Origin of the sequence: Porphyrobacter sp. AAP60 (assembly GCF_001296025.1) — a bacterium.
Classification (GTDB): Bacteria; Pseudomonadota; Alphaproteobacteria; order Sphingomonadales; family Sphingomonadaceae; genus Erythrobacter.
This window is the reverse complement of the sequence record NZ_LJHV01000018.1, coordinates 1-15,337: the sequence shown is the minus strand read 5'-3', so window position 1 is coordinate 15,337 and position 15,337 is coordinate 1. Positions and strand designations below refer to the sequence as shown.

Sequence of the window (15,337 nt, the reverse complement as noted above, 5' to 3'; positions counted from 1 at the left end):
CCAATGTCTCCGACCATTATTTCGCGATCCCCGCCGATAATGGCTGGTGCGATTTGTCCGTGATCATCGAAGGGCCAGTGGTGTCCAAGTTCACGGAATGGTTCGGTCTGCTGCAGCAATGGGTCGATAACGAGGCGGACGGGCGCCGCCGCCAGCTGCGGCGCCTGCGCGATATCGTCAAGGATTGGGACGGCGTGCCCGAGGGCGATGGCGCGGGCGAAGGCGGCGCGGTGCGGCTGTTGGTTGGCGGGCCGCTGGTAAGGAAAGGGCACTGGGCGTGGGTCTTCCGGCAGGATCTGGTCAAAGCAAGGCGGCTCGACACAGTATCGGCCTATTTCTCGCCGCCGCGCAGTTTCCGCCGCCTGATGCGCCAGGTGGCGCGGCGCGGCAATGTGCGGATGATCATGGCGGGCAAATCCGATATTGACGCGGCGATCAGCATGGCCCGGCTGCTGTATAAAAAACTGCTGGGTGCGGGCGCGAAGATTTTCGAGTTCGGCCCGTGCAAACTGCACATGAAGCTGCTGGTGGTGGACGATGCCAGCTACATCGGCAGCGCCAACCTCGACAAGCGATCGTTCCGCATCAATGTCGAACTGATGGTGCGGGTGGAAGATGCCGGGCTGGCGGCCAAATTGCGCGAGCTGGTCGACCACATGGAAGCATCGAGCGAGCCGATGACTCGCGAACGCTACGCCCGCGAGGCGACGTGGTTCAAGCGACTGGTGTGGCGGGCGGCATATTGGGCATCGCTGGCGGATTACCGCATCAGCAAGGTAAGCGCGAGCTAGGGCTTTTGCGCTTTTTGACGCCGCTGTTTGATCGGACGCCAGCACCATGTCGCCGCAAAGGCCGCCGCAGATTGCAACATGTCGCGCGCCATCGGGTTGTGCGACCTGATTGATCAATTTCGACTGGAGACATTTGATGTGCAAGCCCTTGTTGGCTGGATTGGTGCTGCTTGCGGGCGTGCCAACGCAATTGCAGGCGCAAGAGGCTGTGCCCGCGGAGGATTTCCCGGTTGATGACGGCGGCGATCTGCTGACCATCGGCACCGGGGTTATTTCCGTGCCGAGTTATGAAGGTTCGGACGAATCCATTATCATTCCCGAACTGGTGCTGCGGGCGCGGGTTTCAGGCTTCAACATCTTCTCGCGCGGGCCTGCGCTGTATGCCGATGTCATCCGCGATGATCGTCGGGGCCGGAGCGTGGATATCGGTTTCGGGCCGGTCGCGGCCGTGCGGCTCGATCGCACCGCGCTGATCAAGGACCCGCAGGTCGAAGCGATTGGTAAGCTGGACACCGCTGTGGAACTTGGCGGCTGGGTGGGTGTGAGCAAGACCGGGGTCATCACCAGCGACTATGACTTCCTGACTCTCCGCGTCGATGCCCGCTGGGACGTGGCCGGCGCGCATGAAAGCTACATCATCACGCCAACCGTGGAATATGGCACACCGCTGTCGACCAAGACCTTCGTCGGGGCTTCGGTTCTGGCCGAATTCGTGGGCAATGATTTCGGCGATTATTACTTCAACATCGATCCCGCAGCCGCGCAGGCCAGCGGGCTCTCCACCTATGACGGGGCAGGTGACGGGTTCAAGCGGGCCGGGATCAACCTGCTTGGCACCCACGCATTGACGGGCGATCTCACCCAGGGGCTGAGCGCGGTCGCCATCGTCGGCTATTACCGGATGCTGGGCGATTTCAAGCGTTCGCCGATCGTCAGCGAAGCCGGAAGCGCCGACCAGTTCATCGCCGGGCTGGGCCTGACCTATACATTCTAGCGGCGTCCGACGGGACTATTCGAACCCGTAATCCGAATAGTCCTTGTAATTGGGCGAGGTGAATTTGGTGATGTCGCTCTGGAAATGGAGCGGCACGTTTCCGGTCGAACCGTGGCGCTGTTTGGCGACGATCAGGGTCGCCTTGCCCACCATCTGTTCGTATTTCTCTTCCCAAGCGCGGTATTTCTCCTGCACGTCGGGAGTGGAGCTGCCATCAGGCGTGTCGGGCTTGACCAGCATCTGGTAATAATCCGACCGGAAGATGAACCACACCATATCGGCGTCCTGCTCGATCGAACCGGATTCGCGCAGATCGGACAATTGCGGGCGCTTGTCCTCGCGGCTTTCGACCGCACGCGACAACTGCGACAGGGCGATCACCGGAACCTGCAATTCCTTGGCCAATGTTTTCAGGCCCCGGCTGATTTCGGAAATTTCATTGACGCGGTTGTCATTGGCGCGGCCTGACCCTTGCAGCAGTTGCAGGTAATCGACCACGATCAGGCCGATATCGTGCCGCCGCTTCATCCGCCGCGCGCGGGTGCGCAGTGCGGCGATGGTGAGCGCGGGGGTATCATCGATATACAGCGGCAATTCCGCCAGCCGCTGGCTGGCATAGGACAGCTTCTGGAAATCTTCGCGCGTCAGTTTACCGCTGCGCAGGTTCTCGGATGAAATCTCGGCCTGCTCGGCCAGAATACGCGTGGCGAGCTGATCCGCGCTCATTTCGAGGCTGAAAAACGCCACCGGCGCGCCGTAATTGAACTCGCCGCCCTCGCGCTGCCAATCGAGATGCTTTTCCGCGCAATTGAACGCGATATTGGTGGCAAGCGAGGTTTTGCCCATCCCCGGACGACCGGCGAGGATGATAAGATCGGAATTGTGCAGGCCCGAGGTTTTCTGGTCGATTGATTCCAGACCTGTGGTCTTGCCTGAAAGTCCTCCGCCCGAATTCATCGCGGCTTCGGCCATCTTGATCGCGGTGACGGCGGCATCGCGGAAGGTTGCCGCCTCGCGCCCGGTCGCCGCGCCTTCGGCCACGCGGAACAGATCCGCTTCGGCCTGCGCGATGCGGTCCATCGGGGAGGTGTCCTGCGAGGTATCAAGCGCGCCTTCGACCAGCCCGCGCCCGACGCTCACCAGCTCGCGCAGCAGGGCCAGATCGTAAATCTGCTGGGCCAGTTCACGCGGGGCAAGCAGGCCCGCGCCGCTGGCGGTCAGCTGCGCCAGATAGGATGTGCCGCCCAGTTCCTTCAGCGCTTCGTCCGCTTCGAAATAGGGGCGAAGGGTTACCGGCGATGCGGTGGCGTTGCGTTCGATCAGCACCAGCACGCGTTCATAGATGCGGCTGTGCAGCGCCTCGAAGAAATGTTCGGGCCGGATCGGCACCTGCAATTCCTCGATCACGCGGTTGTCGATCAGCACCGCGCCAAGAAACGCCGCCTCCGCTTCGAGGTTGTAGGGCAGCTTGCGCGTAGGCGCATCGCCTTCGACAGAGTTGATTCTGGTGACTTTGGCGGGCTCGATCATTGCGGCCTGATGCGCCCGCCGGCGGCCTTCGCGCAAGGGCAAAGGCGCGCAATATTTATTTGCGCCGCTGTGGATAGTGGGGAGAGTTTTGCGAAGTGCTTGAAGTGCATGCCCTGCATCTGCGAAGGCAGACGCTATGGCCGATCTGCCGCCCGATTCCCTGCCCCTGTCCCCTGCCGCTGGCGCGCCGGGCGGATACCGTATTGCCCAGGTGACTCTGGACGAGGCGACGATCCTGTGGCGCAACGCCGATGTCGAACAGGAACGCCGGGTCGCGATCTATGACCTGATCGAGGAAAACGCCTTCAAGCCGGTGCGCAGTGCCGAACGCGGGGCGAGCGGGCCGTATCACCTGCACCTGTCAGTGACCGACGGGCGGCTGGCGATGGATATCAGCGATACCGCCGGGCAATTGCTGGAAACCCTGATGATCGGCATGGCCCGGTTCCGCCGCCCGATCCGCGATTATTTCGCCATCTGCGACAGCTATTACCAGGCGATTCGCAAAGCGACGCCAAGCGAGATCGAAACCATCGACATGGCCCGGCGCGGCATCCACAACGGCGCGGCGGAACTGCTGCTGGAACGGCTGGAGGGCAAGGTCGAAACCGATTTCGCCACCGCCCGCCGCCTGTTCACGCTGATATGCGTGCTGCACATCAAGGGCTGACGGATGGCACGGGGGCGCAAAGCTTCGGCGCGCAAGGCGCCGCGCCGCTGGCTGCTGCGGCTGGCCGCGCTGGCGATGCTGCTCGCGCTCGCCTTTGCCGCGTGGCTGTGGTGGGACATGCGCGAATGGCGCCCTGACGAGGCGCTCTATCCCGAACAGGGGGCGATGGTTCCGGCCAACGGGGCCGACATCAAGTTTGCGACGCTGAAGGCGATTGGCGCACAATTCGTCTATCTGCCGCTGATGGATGAACTGGCGACGCGCGGCGGGATGAGCTTTTCCGAACGGTTTCAGCGGGCGCGGGCCGCTGGATTGCAGGTTGGGGTGATGCTCGATTTCGATCCTTGCGCGCCCGCTGACCGGCAAAGCGGGGCCTTTGCGCAAATGGTTCCCCGCGATCCCGCTCTGCTGCCGCCTGCGATAGCGCTCAACCGGCTGGCGGATGGTTGTACACCGAAGGTCAGCGATGCTGCGGTAGAAAGCGAGCTGATGACGCTTATCAACCAGATCGAAATGCACAGTGGCAAGCAGGTGATCCTCAAGCTGCGTCCTGCCTTTCAGGAACGCCACAAGACCGCCACGGCGCTGGCCCGTGACCTGTGGCTGGTGCGCGACCGCGCGCGGCCGGACTATGCGGGCCGTCCGTGGCTGCTATGGAGCGCCAACAGCCAGCTGGCGAGCGAGGCGAGCGAGGAGCCGATCGAATGGGTCGTGGTGCAGAAGTAGCATCCTTGCGGCACCGACCCGATCGCGCTGACGAGCGGAGTTTTTTATGCTGAACCTTGAAGCCGAAGCCAACCTGATCGCTGCCGCCTTTTCTGCGGCCGAGAACGCCTATGCGCCCTATTCCGATTACCCCGTCGGCGCGGCACTGTTGTTCGATGATGGCGCAGTGATCACTGGCTGCAATGTCGAGAACGCCAGCTATGGCCTTGCGCTATGCGCCGAGACAGTGGCGGTGGCCAAGGCGCTGGGCGAGGGGCGGCGCGGCGGCCTGACAGCGGTAGCCGTGGTCGGGCTGAAGGCCGATGCCGAGCCGATAACCCCTTGCGGACGCTGCCGTCAGGTCCTCAATGAAGTCGCCGCGCTGGGCGCAACCGATCCACTGGTGCTGTGCGTGAGCAAGGACGGCGTGCGGCGCGTAACATTGTCAGCGCTACTGCCGCACGCCTTCGGGCCGGGGCATCTGGGATAGGCGCCTTCGCGTCTAGTCCTGCTTGACCTCCAGCCACTCCACCAGCGCGGCCATGCATTCGCGGCCCAGCAGCTTGCATCGTTCCGGCGACCAGCCCTGTTCGGGCTCTGGGAAGCTGGCCAGATCCTTGTAGGGCATTTCCAGCGTCATCGCGACCGCGCCGAAGCGTTCGGCGATCTGGTTGGTGCTCATCGACAGATTGGCGCGGCCCGCAGCGGCTTTGGGATAGCCCAGTTTGGTCTGGAAATCGGGCGTGCGGCGATCAAGGATGGACTGGTAACGATCATAGCCATCGCCCTGTGCTTGCGTCCACGAGGGGATGCCGTCGAACCCGGCGATGAACACGGCCGGGATCGCTTCATCGGCGTGGACATCCATCGCGAAATCGACGCCGGTCTGATCCATGCGGTTACGGATCGCCAGCACTTCGGGCGAACGCTCAGCGGTCGGTTCGCCCCACTCGCGGTTCAGATTGGTGCCAACCGCATTGGTTCGAAGGTGTCCGCGCCGCGAACCATCAGGGTTGCAATTCGGAACGATATGGATGCGGCACGCCTTGCGGAGCGCGCGCGCCACCGGATCGGCGGCGTCGGTCAGGCATTCCAGCGCACCTTCCATCCACCATTCGGCCTGCGTCTCACCCGGATGCTGGCGGGCATAGAGCCATACCTGCACATCGCCCTCGCCCATTTCGAGGCAATCGATCGGCTGGCCATCCAGCGTCGTGCCGAGCCGGACATAATCCACCCCTTCGCACGATGCGGTTTCCGCGATCAGATCGTGGTGCCGTTCCATCGAATAAGGCGCGAAATAGGCGCACCAGAACACGTCGGTGGCGGGAAGATAGCGGATCGTCAGCGTGCCGCCGTCTTCATCCTTATCGTAGCTGCTGGCCGCGCGCGTCCAATAGCTGCGGTCTTCCGATACGCAGGCATTGTAATCGGGCCAGCCGCCGGGATAGGCGCTGCCATTGAGGCCGGTCAGCTTGAGCACCACCTCTTCGCCCGCACTGGCGGCAACGCGAAAGTGGAACCACTGGAAGAATTCCGAGGCATTATCGCGCCGGATCGCGAGGCGCGCGGTGCGCCCCTCGATCCCGAGCACGTCGATATTGCCGCTGTCGAACGCGGCATCGATAAAGAGAGAGGTCATCAGTTTCCTTGCAGCTTTTTCACGTCGATCGTCACGGTCTCGCCATTGCCACCGGGGAAGTCCGTGAACAAGGCGGCGGCGAGCGCACCGGCGCTGGTATTGACTTGCGAATAGGGTGATTTCACGCCGGTTGCGATTTGCGAGCGGCCTTCCCACAGGGTGGTGCCATCGGCGCGGGCAATCCGCACTTCGAGCTGCGTCACCGCCGCCGGGCCTTCGCGCCCGCCGCCCAGATTGATGCCGACCCCCATGCCGACACCTGATCCGAAGCCGCCGGTCTGCCCGCCGACACCGACGCTGACAGGGCCGCCGCGCCGGTCATCGACCGTCGAGGTAATCGGCGTGCGGCTGGTTCGCACGGCGGCGGTCTGTGCTGCGCCAGCGGGGCTGTTCACCACGGTATAGCCCAGCCGCGTCAGTTCGGCGCTGACCGATGCTGCAAAAGCGGCGCGTGCGGCCTGGTTGCTGACTTCGTCGGGATAGGTCAGCGCGATGGTGCCCTGGCCAAGTCCGGCGGGTTGATCGGCCACGAAACGGGTGACTTCGACCGGGCCGGTATAAGGCGAGGTTGCGCAAGCAGATAGCGCCAGCGCAGTGGCAGCCGCAGCAAGCGGTGCAAACAGGCGGGGAGTGAACATGGCGGGGATTCCTTTCCTCAAGGCCATTGATATAGGGCCGCAATGTGAATGTGCACAGGTCTGGGTTGCCATCACACAGGTTGACGTTTTCTAAGCGGTTGGCGTGATAGGGGCTTCGATCATGACATCTTCTGAAAAACCTTGCGTGCTGGTTACGGGCGGGGCGGGCTATATTGGCAGCCATGCCGTGCTGGCGCTCCAACATGCCGGATGGCCGGTGGTCGTGATCGATAACCTGGTAACCGGCTTCCGATTTGCCGTTCCCGATGGCGTGCCGCTGTATGAAGGCGATATTGCCGATGGCGATCTGCTGGCGCGGATTTTTGCCGAACAGGGTGTCGGGGCGATCATGCATTTTGCAGGGTCGGTGGTGGTGCCCGAAAGTGTCGCCGATCCGCTGAAATACTACCACAACAACACCGCCAACAGCCGTGCTCTGATAGAGGCGGCTGTGAAGGGCGGGGTGGGGCATTTCATCTTTTCGTCCACCGCAGCGACCTACGGTTTCCCCGATGTCGCCGCCGTGAGTGAAGATACGCCGCAGCGCCCGATTAATCCCTATGGCTGGTCGAAGTTGATGACGGAGCAGATGCTGGCCGATGTCGCTGCGGCCCATCCGCTCAATTACGGCGTGCTGCGATATTTCAACGTCGCGGGCGCCGATCCGCTGGCGCGCACCGGGCAATCGACTGCCGGTGCGACCCATCTGATCAAGGTGGCGATCGAGGCAGCTCTGGGCCTGCGCGAATCGGTTTCAGTGTTCGGCACGGATTTCGCCACGCCCGATGGCACCGGGGTGCGCGACTATATCCATGTCAGCGATCTGGCAGCGGCGCATGTGCTGACGCTGGAGGCGCTGATGGCTGACCTTGCGCGCTCGCTGACGATGAACTGCGGCTATGGCCGGGGCTTTTCCGTTACTGAAGTGCTGGATGCGGTCGACCGGGTCACGAATCGCAAGCTTGATCGCCGGATCGAAGGCCGCCGTGCGGGCGATCCCGATTCGCTGATATCCGATCCTGCGCGGCTCAAGGCGACGCTGGGCTGGCAGCCGCAGCATGCCGATCTCGACACAATCATCGCCCATGCGCTGGCCTGGGAACGCAAATTGGCCGATTTGCGGCAGGCAACCTAGCAGACTTGCATTGACGCGGCGGGGCAGCGGCGCTAACGGCTGCCTTCAATTTCCGCGCGTCGGGTCTGTTCCGGCGCGCTTCTCTTTTGGAAGCCGAGACCCATGAAGATCGTCAACAGCCTGAAGTCGCTGAAAGGCCGTCACCGCGATAACCGCGTGATCCGTCGTCGCGGCCGCACCTATGTCATCAACAAGACCGATCGCCGCTTCAAGGCCCGCCAGGGCTGATTGATTCGCGGCGCGGTTGCCTGATTGGCAGCCGAAAGGTTGAGCGGCCCGCCTCCTGACCGGAGCGCGGGCCGTGACCGTTTGAGGAGCAGGTGACGTGCAGCAAGCGGTGGTGTTCGATGTCGGGCGGGTGCTGTTCCAGTGGCGGATGGCAGCCCTGTTCGAAAAGCTGATCGACGATCCTGAAGAGCTCGCGTGGTTCATCGCCAATGTGGTGACCGAAGAATGGCATTTCGAACATGATCGCGGGCGCGCCTTGGCCGATATGGTGCGCGAACGGATCGCGCTGTTCCCGCAATACGAATCGCACATCCGCGCCTATGCAACGCGCTTCAACGAAACCGTGCCCGGGCCGGTCGAAGGCTCGCACGAACTGGTCGAGCGGCTGGCGGAATCGCGTGTTCCGCTGTTCTGCCTGACCAATTTCGGCGACGAGTTCTGGCAGATGTTCCGCCCTACCCAGCCGATCTTCGATCACTTCGAAGACATCATCGTGTCGGGCGTGGAGAAGGTCGCCAAGCCCGAATCGCGCATCTACGAAATCGTCGAGGCGCGCAGCGGACGCAGCGGAGCGGCGCTGTTCTTTACCGATGACAACCCCGATAACATTGCCGCAGCCCGGTTGCGCGGCTGGAACGCACACCTGTTTACCGATGCCGCGGGCCTTGAAGCCGCGCTGGTGGAAGCCGGCTTGCTCTAAGCCTGATTGAATGCACCGGAACGACGCCGCAGGCGTCGCAAGCGCGACCGCGCGCCCGCAGCGACGCGACCATCAGGTCGCATGAGCGAGGATTTCGCACGCCGGATGGCGTGCGGAACACAAGAAAACACAAAAACCAAACCCCCGGTCACGCTCTGGGAAAAGCGTGCCGGGGGTCGGGATATCCGCGCTGGCTGGAGAGGTGCCGTGCGCGGAGAGGGGACTTTGTCAGGCCGAAATCAGCCGTTGCACTTGGCCAGTTCGTCAGCGGCCAGGTCTTCGCCATTCACCTTGAAGGTGGCGATTTCGCCGAACTTGCGGTTCAGGCCGCGGCACACGCGCAGCGGGCGGGCGGTGGTCTTGTTGGCGACGCAGGTCGCATCCTTGCAGGCCCATGCCACGCCATCGGCAACCGCACGGCTTTCCGAGGTCGGGGCCGAAAGGGTGGCGTTGTAATAGGCATTGCCGGCTGCCTGTGCGGGGGACGCGGTGGCAACCCCGAAGCTGACGCCGGTGTAAAGCAGCGCGGTGGCGAGAATGGCGAGCTTGCCGGTGCGGGGAAGGGTAAGGGTGTTCGTCATCGGGGAATCCTTTGCGTTATCAAATCATGGGGCGGGTTGCCCTGTGGCCTCTGTCATCTCATTTTGCAACGCAACATTTCGATTCGAAACCAGTTGCTATTCGCTACCTACATATCTAGGTTGCGAGTTGCAACTGAAAACTGAAATTTTTTGTGACGCTGCGAAAATGCGGTTACAAACAGCCCCACCAGGGGAAGGGAATTGTGAATGGGTGATCTGAGAGAACCGCTGAAAGATCTGATCGAATGCGGTCTGCCGCAGGCGCTGGAGGTGATGGGTGAACGCTGGTCGTTCATGATCCTGCGCGCCGGCTTCAATGGCCTCAAGCATTTCGAAGAGTTTCTGAGCGAGCTTGGCATCGCCCGCAACATCCTGTCGAATCGCCTCGCCAAGCTGGTCGAACACGGCATCCTCAAGCGGGAGCCCTGCGCCGACGATCGCCGCAAGATCGAATATCGCCTGACCGAAAAGGGCTTCGATCTGCTGCCTGCGATGCTGGCGCTGCGCCAGTGGGGCCAGAAATACGGCACCGAACAGGTGATCGAAGACCCGGTGCTGGTGGACGAACGCGATCGCCTGCCGATTGGCCCAGTCTCGATTCTTGCGCATGATGGCCGTATTCTTGGCCATCAGGATTTATGGCTGACCCGTCCGGCCGATCTTGGCCACCGGGCCGATGGCTCGATTGCGACGCCTGCCGCCGGGCTGGGGACAGGCGATGTGGTCGATATTGCTGCGGCCAAGGCGGCGGCGCGCTGACCCTTTGCCGATAATCCGTCGATAGCCGCATCTCGCGGGTGCCTTCGCGCCTGCGCTTGGTCTAGGGCGGCGGGCATGGAACTGGCCCCGGCCCCCGACCTGCACGAAATCTTGCGTCGCACCTTCGGCTTTGCCGGGTTTCGCGGCCAGCAGGAAGCGGTGATTGCGCGGGTAATGCAGGGGCAGCACAGCCTTGCCCTGATGCCGACCGGGGCGGGCAAAAGCCTGTGCTATCAAGTGCCTGCGCTGGCGCGGCGCGGCACCGCCATCGTTATTTCACCGCTGATCGCGCTGATGCACGACCAGATCCGTTCAGCCAGCGCGGCGGGCATCCGCGCCGCTTCGATGACTTCGGCCGACAGCGACAACGCGGCCACCGCCGAAGCGTTTCGCAACGGCGATCTCGATCTGCTGTATGTCGCGCCAGAACGCGCGGCGACCGCCGGATTTCAGGCCCTGCTCGAACGCGCGCCGATTGCACTATTCGCCATCGACGAGGCGCATTGCGTATCCGAATGGGGGCACGATTTCCGCCCGGATTACCGGATGCTGCGCCCGGTGCTGGATCGCTTCCCGCAGGTGCCGCGCCTTGCCCTGACAGCGACCGCCGATCAGACCACCCGCGTCGATATTCTGCGCCAGCTGGGCATCCCCGATGACGGAATGATCATCGCGGGGTTTGACCGGCCCAATATCCGCTATGCCATTACCCCGCGCGATAACGGCCCGCGCCAGATCACCGATCTGCTGATGCGCCTGCCGGGCGCCGGGATCGTCTACGCGCCAAGCCGCAAGGCGACCGAGGATATCGCCGCCCACATCGCCCGCACCGGGCGCGAGGCGGCGTTCTATCATGCGGGGCTGGAGCCTGAACGCCGCGCGGCGGTGCAGGCGCAATTCGTTGCTTCGGAAAGCATGGTAATGGTCGCCACCATCGCTTTCGGCATGGGGATCGACAAACCCGATGTGCGCTTTGTGATCCACGCCGGCCTGCCCAAATCGATCGAGGCCTATTATCAGGAAACCGGCCGGGCGGGGCGTGATGGTGATCCGGCCGAGGCGCATCTTTTTTGGGGCGTGAGCGATTTTTCCCGTGCCCGGCAATGGCTGGCCGATGTCGAGCCGGAGCGGCTTGCGGGAGAACAGGCGCGGCTGAACACGCTTGCCGCGCTGGTCGAAACGCCGCAGTGCCGCCGCGCAATCCTGCTGCGGCATTTCGGCGAGCATCCGCCCGCGCAATGCGGAAATTGCGACAATTGCGAGAACCCGCCGCAGGTGGTGGACACGACCGAACTGGCGCAAAAGCTGCTGTCTGCGGTCTATCGCACCGGGCAAAGCTTTGGCGTGGGTCATATCGAAAAGGTGCTGACCGGGCAGAGCGATGATCGCATTACGTCGCGCGCCCATGACAAGCTTTCGGTGTTCGGCATCGTCGGAGAAGGCGAGGCGAGGCTGCTGCGCCCGCTTGCCCGCACGCTGGTGGCCCGCGGAATGCTGGCCGCGACCGAACATGGCGGGCTGATGCTGGGGCCGGAAGCGCGCAGCGTTCTGAAGGGCGAAGCGGCAGTCGCCATTGCCGAGCCGCCCGTGCGCCAGCGCCGCAGCCGCCGCACGCGCGGCGGGGATGCGTCCAATCCGGTCGGCAACCCGCTGTTCGAGGCGCTGCGCAACCGGCGCAAGGAACTCGCCAGCGAACATGGCATCCCGGCCTATGTCATCTTCCACGATTCGGTTCTGCGCGACATGGCGCTGCAATGCCCGGAAACGCTGGCCGAGCTGGGCACGGTTTCGGGCGTGGGCGCCAAGAAGCTGGAAACCTGGGGCGCGGATTTCGTCGCGGTGATCAAGGATCACTTGCGCGGTTAGCGCGAACTGCGATTAACGCTGTAATCGATCCTGATCCGCACCCATGATCCGAATTGTTCGCGCCCGCCCACCCGTGCGGGGCGCACCCGGAACTGCCATGCGGCGGCCATGACGGCGCGGCCGATCTGCGATCCTGCCGGGCCTTCGGCCAGCAGCTCGCAATCCTCGACATAATAACCGGTCACCACCTTGCATGCGATCAGCGCATAGGATGGTGCCGTGGCGGTCGAAAGGTAGCCCTTCAACTCCTGATCGGTCGGCTCGCGGTACCAGCGTGCGGCATAAAGCGGTTCGCCATTGGGCGCGGTGCCCACCTGCTGGCTGTCACCTGCGGTGCGCGGGTTGCCGGTGTCAGCCGGGCCATAGGTGCGGCCCGGATTGATCCTCGCGCCGATCGTGGGGGAAGGGCTGGGCTTGGGCTCCGGCTGGGGCGGCGCAGGGGGTGCGGGCGGCGGCGGTTCGGGCGCGGGCACGGGATTGAGGTTGAGCGGCGAAGGTCGCGGCGGATCGGGCGTTGGCAGCGGTTGATCCTGCGGCGTTGCCGGGCTGGTTTCGGGCGGCGCATCGGTGGCGGGTTCGGGCTGCGGTTCTGGCGGGGCAGCGAATTCTACCGCTTCAAATGCTGTCACGACCTCATCGCCATCCTTGTCGCCCAGGATCTGCGTGCCCAGCGTCAGCAGCAGCAGAATGATCAGCGCTTCCAGCGCCAGCGCGATGCCAAGGCTGGCCGCCTTGCGCCGCCGCGCGCCACCGATCAGCGCGGCAAACCCGCGCCGTTCATCGGCCACCAAAGCTGAAGGATCGTCCGAAATCGCCAATGCGCCTTTGATCGGCGGCGCGGTGCGGGGGAGGGGGTGCGCGGCCTTGAGCTGCCCTTTAACCTGTCATCAGGCGATAGGACAATGCCTCGGCGATGTGGGCGCGGCCAACCGCGCCGGCTCCGGCCAGATCTGCGATGGTGCGTGATACGCGCAGCATTCTGGTATAGCCGCGTGCCGACAGGCGCAGCTTTTCAGCCGCCTGCAACAACAGCTTGCGGCCCGCCTCGTCAGGCGTGGCAAAGACTTCGAGTTTTTCGCCCTCCAGTTCAGCGTTGGAACGCACTCCGCGGGCCACCTGTACCGCGCGGGCTGCGGCGACACGGCGGGCGACTTCGGCGCTGCCTTCCGCGGGCGGGGGCAGTGCCATGTCGATCGCGCTGACCGCGGCGACATGGACGTGCAGATCGATCCGGTCGAGCAGCGGGCCGGATAACCGCGCCTGATAATCGCCCACGCAGCGCGGGTATTTGTTGCAGTTGCGCGCCGGATCGCCCGCGTATCCGCAGCGACACGGGTTCATCGCCGCGACCAGTTGGACACGGGCGGGGAAGGTCACGTGAGCATTGGCGCGCGCGACATCGACCTTGCCGGTTTCCAGCGGTTGCCGCAGCGAATCGAGCACCGGGCGCTGAAATTCGGGCAGTTCATCGAGGAACAAGACGCCCAGATGCGCCAGGCTGACTTCGCCGGGGCGCACTTTCAGCCCGCCGCCGGTCAGAGCCGCCATGCTGGCTGAATGGTGCGGGGCGCGGAACGGGCGGGCGCGGCTGATGCGCCCGGCCTCCAGCGTTCCGGCGACCGATTGCACCATCGAAACCTCCAGCGCCTCTCCCGGCGTCAGATCGGGCAGGATGCCGGGCAGGCAGCTTGCCAGCAGGCTTTTGCCCGAACCCGGCGGGCCGACCATCAGCAGGTTGTGCCCGCCTGCCGCCGCGATTTCGAGCGCGCGTTTGGCGGTTTCCTGGCCCTTTACTTGCTTGAGATCATTGCCGCCTGCCAGTTCGGCCACTTCCCCACGCGGCGGTTCCGGCAACACCTGACTGCCTTTCAGATGCGCCAGCAGGCTGACCAGATCACGCGGGGCGAGCACCGGCACACCGCTCGCCCAGCGCGCCTCCGGCCCCTGTTCGGCGGGGCAGATCAGGCCTGTCCCCGCTTCGCTCGCGTGGAGCGCAGCGATCAGCACGCCGGGGCTGGCGACCACCCGGCCATCGAGCGAAAGTTCGCCCACCGCGATCCAGTCTCCCAGCTGTTCGGCATCGGTCACGCCCATCGCCGCCAGCAGCGCCAGCGCAATCGGCAGATCGTAATGCGATCCGTCTTTGGGCAGATCGGCGGGCGATAGGTTGATGGTGATCCGTTTGGGCGGCAGCGCGAGGCCCATGGCCGAAAGCGCCGATTGCACGCGTTCGCGGCTTTCGCTCACCGCCTTGTCGGGCAGGCCGACCACGGTGAAGCGCGGCATGCCGGGGGCGACCTGGCACTGCACTTCGACGGCGCGCGCCTCCAGCCCGAGATAGGCGACCGTCCTGACCAGCGCGACCATCTGTTTGCCCCTTCAACCCCGCGGCGGATAGTGCAGGGTTAAGAGGGACTTGTCGAGCGCCTTGGCAGGGGCGTTAAGGGATTTCGTAAGCATATATCTTGGCGATTTCGGAAGGAGCGCCGGGCGATGGTGCAGGGGATGACACGTGCCCTTGCCCTTCTGTGTGCTGCCTTTGCGCTGCTGCTCCCCAGTGGAGCGGTGCTGGCGCAATCGGGCGCCCATTCTGGCGCACGCGTTGTGTCGAGCGTCAGCTGGGTCGAGGAATGGGATCCCGCCACCGGCCAATGGGTGCGGGTGGATGAAAACCCGGTGGCCATGGTGTCCGCAGCCTACGAGACCACGACGACAGTTTCCAAACTCGGCAGCGTCACCATTACCGAAACTGTCCGGGCCGAACCGACGCGCTTTATCGCCCGCCCTGCCGCCACAATGGCTGGCCCGGCGCTGGCGCAGTTCGGCCCGTTCCGCGTGCTGGATGATCGCCGCGCCGCGCTGGTCGCTTCGACCGATGCCACCAGTCCGCAGGCCTTCGCCGCGATGCTCGCAGCCTTTCCGGGGCTGGAGGTGATCGAATTCGCCGATGCGCCGGGCACCAGCCATGATCTGGCGAATCTCCAATTGGGCCGTGCGATTCGCGCTGCGGGACTTGCAACCCATGTGCCCGAAGGTGGATCGGCCCGGTCGGGCGCGGTCGAGCTGTTTCTGGCAGGCGCCCGCCGCACCATGGACCC

17 protein-coding genes are annotated in these 15,337 nt (G+C 64.1%); 11 read left to right on the top strand and 6 right to left on the bottom strand.

The genetic code is table 11. From position 1 onward, the window contains the following. Together IP79_RS12775 and IP79_RS12770 are read left to right on the top strand one after the other, a co-directional pair. The coding region (locus IP79_RS12775) for a phospholipase D-like domain-containing protein (RefSeq protein ID WP_233994204.1) at positions 1-791 on the top strand (791 nt) is incomplete at its 5' end. A 136-nt stretch (positions 792-927) separates the two neighbouring features. Continuing rightward, positions 928-1,785, top strand: a complete 858-nt coding sequence (locus IP79_RS12770) for a MipA/OmpV family protein (RefSeq protein ID WP_082337210.1) — start codon at positions 928-930, stop codon at positions 1,783-1,785. Positions 1,786-1,800: 15 nt separating this feature from the next. Here the strand turns inward: IP79_RS12770 and IP79_RS12765 are convergent, their stop codons facing one another. After that, positions 1,801-3,315, bottom strand: a complete 1,515-nt coding sequence (locus IP79_RS12765) for a replicative DNA helicase (RefSeq protein WP_054119695.1) — start codon at positions 3,313-3,315, stop codon at positions 1,801-1,803. A 136-nt stretch (positions 3,316-3,451) separates the two neighbouring features. Between IP79_RS12765 and IP79_RS12760 the strand changes: the two genes are divergently transcribed. Genes IP79_RS12760 through IP79_RS12750 form a run of 3 tightly spaced genes read left to right on the top strand, consistent with a single transcriptional unit; the run spans position 3,452 to position 5,180 of the window. Beyond that, positions 3,452-3,985 carry a UPF0262 family protein gene (locus IP79_RS12760; protein WP_233994203.1) on the top strand — a complete coding sequence of 178 codons (534 nt, stop codon included), beginning with the start codon at positions 3,452-3,454 and terminating at the stop codon, positions 3,983-3,985. 3 nt (positions 3,986-3,988) lie between these two features. Continuing rightward, the gene (locus tag IP79_RS12755; RefSeq protein ID WP_054119692.1) at positions 3,989-4,711 is read left to right on the top strand and encodes a glycoside hydrolase family 25 protein; all 723 of its coding nucleotides are present in this window, start codon (positions 3,989-3,991) and stop codon (positions 4,709-4,711) included. A gap of 46 nt (positions 4,712-4,757) precedes the next feature. Next, positions 4,758-5,180 carry a cytidine deaminase gene (locus IP79_RS12750; protein WP_054119691.1) on the top strand — a complete coding sequence of 141 codons (423 nt, stop codon included), beginning with the start codon at positions 4,758-4,760 and terminating at the stop codon, positions 5,178-5,180. Between the two features lie 12 nt (positions 5,181-5,192). On the opposite strand, the gene IP79_RS12745 is transcribed toward IP79_RS12750, so the two are convergent. Both IP79_RS12745 and IP79_RS12740 read right to left on the bottom strand, forming a co-directional pair. Beyond that, positions 5,193-6,332: a M14 family metallopeptidase gene (locus IP79_RS12745; protein ID WP_054119690.1), complete on the bottom strand. Its 1,140-nt coding sequence runs from the start codon at positions 6,330-6,332 to the stop codon at positions 5,193-5,195. Further along, positions 6,332-6,970, bottom strand: a complete 639-nt coding sequence (locus IP79_RS12740; protein WP_054119689.1) for a hypothetical protein — start codon at positions 6,968-6,970, stop codon at positions 6,332-6,334. Before IP79_RS12740 ends, IP79_RS12745 begins: the two co-directional genes overlap by 1 nt. Before the next feature lie 121 nt (positions 6,971-7,091). Here IP79_RS12740 and galE point away from each other — a divergent pair, with 121 nt between their 5' ends. From galE to IP79_RS12725, 3 genes are all read left to right on the top strand, one after another. Continuing rightward, positions 7,092-8,105: a UDP-glucose 4-epimerase GalE gene (gene galE / locus IP79_RS12735; RefSeq protein ID WP_054119688.1), complete on the top strand. Its 1,014-nt coding sequence runs from the start codon at positions 7,092-7,094 to the stop codon at positions 8,103-8,105. 102 nt (positions 8,106-8,207) lie between these two features. Next, a complete protein-coding gene (ykgO, locus tag IP79_RS12730; protein ID WP_017666014.1) occupies positions 8,208-8,333 on the top strand; it encodes a type B 50S ribosomal protein L36 in 126 nt (41 codons plus the stop codon). A gap of 97 nt (positions 8,334-8,430) precedes the next feature. Then, positions 8,431-9,033 (top strand): HAD-IA family hydrolase, encoded by a 603-nt coding sequence (locus IP79_RS12725; RefSeq protein ID WP_233994202.1) that lies wholly within the window; start codon positions 8,431-8,433, stop codon positions 9,031-9,033. 239 nt (positions 9,034-9,272) lie between these two features. On the opposite strand, the gene IP79_RS12720 is transcribed toward IP79_RS12725, so the two are convergent. Then, positions 9,273-9,614: a CC_3452 family protein gene (locus IP79_RS12720; RefSeq protein ID WP_054119687.1), complete on the bottom strand. Its 342-nt coding sequence runs from the start codon at positions 9,612-9,614 to the stop codon at positions 9,273-9,275. Positions 9,615-9,821: 207 nt separating this feature from the next. Here IP79_RS12720 and IP79_RS12715 point away from each other — a divergent pair, with 207 nt between their 5' ends. Beyond that, positions 9,822-10,373 (top strand): winged helix-turn-helix transcriptional regulator, encoded by a 552-nt coding sequence (locus tag IP79_RS12715; protein WP_054119686.1) that lies wholly within the window; start codon positions 9,822-9,824, stop codon positions 10,371-10,373. A gap of 75 nt (positions 10,374-10,448) precedes the next feature. After that, positions 10,449-12,239, top strand: a complete 1,791-nt coding sequence (gene recQ, locus IP79_RS12710; protein WP_054119685.1) for a DNA helicase RecQ — start codon at positions 10,449-10,451, stop codon at positions 12,237-12,239. Here recQ and IP79_RS15870 read toward each other — a convergent pair. After that, positions 12,236-13,057: a hypothetical protein gene (locus tag IP79_RS15870; protein WP_156318336.1), complete on the bottom strand. Its 822-nt coding sequence runs from the start codon at positions 13,055-13,057 to the stop codon at positions 12,236-12,238. The genes recQ and IP79_RS15870 overlap by 4 nt on opposite strands. A gap of 58 nt (positions 13,058-13,115) precedes the next feature. Next, positions 13,116-14,606, bottom strand: a complete 1,491-nt coding sequence (locus tag IP79_RS12700; RefSeq protein WP_054119683.1) for a YifB family Mg chelatase-like AAA ATPase — start codon at positions 14,604-14,606, stop codon at positions 13,116-13,118. Positions 14,607-14,744: 138 nt separating this feature from the next. On the opposite strand from IP79_RS12700, the gene IP79_RS12695 reads away from it, so the two are divergent. Beyond that, the coding region (locus IP79_RS12695) for an alpha/beta hydrolase (RefSeq protein WP_156318335.1) at positions 14,745-15,337 on the top strand (593 nt) is incomplete at its 3' end.

Bases quoted from the DNA above. Each gene is read 5' to 3' on its own strand.
- IP79_RS12700 (WP_054119683.1), bottom strand. From the start codon at position 14,606: ATGGTCGCGCTGGTCAGGACGGTCGCCTATCTCGGGCTGGAGGCGCGC.
- IP79_RS12760 (WP_233994203.1), top strand. From the start codon at position 3,452: ATGGCCGATCTGCCGCCCGATTCCCTGCCCCTGTCCCCTGCCGCTGGC.
- IP79_RS12755 (WP_054119692.1), top strand. From the start codon at position 3,989: ATGGCACGGGGGCGCAAAGCTTCGGCGCGCAAGGCGCCGCGCCGCTGG.
- IP79_RS12715 (WP_054119686.1), top strand. From the start codon at position 9,822: ATGGGTGATCTGAGAGAACCGCTGAAAGATCTGATCGAATGCGGTCTG.
- IP79_RS12770 (WP_082337210.1), top strand. From the start codon at position 928: ATGTGCAAGCCCTTGTTGGCTGGATTGGTGCTGCTTGCGGGCGTGCCA.
- IP79_RS12765 (WP_054119695.1), bottom strand. From the start codon at position 3,315: ATGATCGAGCCCGCCAAAGTCACCAGAATCAACTCTGTCGAAGGCGAT.
- IP79_RS12750 (WP_054119691.1), top strand. From the start codon at position 4,758: ATGCTGAACCTTGAAGCCGAAGCCAACCTGATCGCTGCCGCCTTTTCT.
- IP79_RS12740 (WP_054119689.1), bottom strand. From the start codon at position 6,970: ATGTTCACTCCCCGCCTGTTTGCACCGCTTGCTGCGGCTGCCACTGCG.
- galE (WP_054119688.1), top strand. From the start codon at position 7,092: ATGACATCTTCTGAAAAACCTTGCGTGCTGGTTACGGGCGGGGCGGGC.
- IP79_RS12745 (WP_054119690.1), bottom strand. From the start codon at position 6,332: ATGACCTCTCTCTTTATCGATGCCGCGTTCGACAGCGGCAATATCGAC.
- ykgO (WP_017666014.1), top strand. From the start codon at position 8,208: ATGAAGATCGTCAACAGCCTGAAGTCGCTGAAAGGCCGTCACCGCGAT.
- IP79_RS12720 (WP_054119687.1), bottom strand. From the start codon at position 9,614: ATGACGAACACCCTTACCCTTCCCCGCACCGGCAAGCTCGCCATTCTC.
- recQ (WP_054119685.1), top strand. From the start codon at position 10,449: ATGGAACTGGCCCCGGCCCCCGACCTGCACGAAATCTTGCGTCGCACC.